Here is a 603-nt window from a genome sequence, read left to right as displayed (position 1 = left end):
TTTTCTTTTTTGTTAATCATACATGTTTCTTTGTATTGATGACAACTCTGTTAGATACTTGTATGTCATAGATTTCTCTTCTCAATTTAGTGGATTAAAATATAATCAATCTCTCAAGTCAACAAAAAGTTTGTCAACAATTAGATATCAAAGTTTTCAAGAACGTACAAAATTGAATTATAAAAATCAAGAAGTTAAATAGAGAAATAATAAATTAAGAAAAAAGGCTCGCACAAAAAAATAGTGCTAGCTGAAAGTGATTGTCCAAGTGACAGTCAGTGTGTCTGCATTACCTACAGCAACACTCATGGTGTTTTCTGCGAATTCATTTGCAGTAGTTGATGCAGCGTTGAATAGAGCAGATCCTGTGACTGTAGTTCCACCAGATGCATCACCTGTGAAAGCAAATGATGGTGATGCGATTTGCACTGAGCTGGCTGAAGGGAATGTAACAGTACCTGCTGTTGGTGGACCACCTTGATTGGCAGTATTCAATACACCAGCTACACCTGTTGATGCAGTTCCTAAGCCACTTCTTGTGTGTGTAGCAGATGTTGCGAAGGTTCCATTTATCAAACCAACATACTGGAATCCAGTAGTAGC

Annotated in this window: 1 pseudogene; it reads right to left on the bottom strand. The window is 37.0% G+C overall.

The features are described 5' to 3' along the window. Positions 1-246: 246 nt before the first annotated feature. Positions 247-603 (bottom strand): annotated as a pseudogene (locus tag DYY66_RS08115) (hypothetical protein); the annotation flags it as partial.

Source organism: Candidatus Nitrosotalea sp. FS, from assembly GCF_011319475.1.
Lineage (GTDB): Archaea > Thermoproteota > Nitrososphaeria > Nitrososphaerales > Nitrosopumilaceae > Nitrosotalea.
This window is presented reverse-complemented; position numbering and strand designations above follow the sequence as displayed.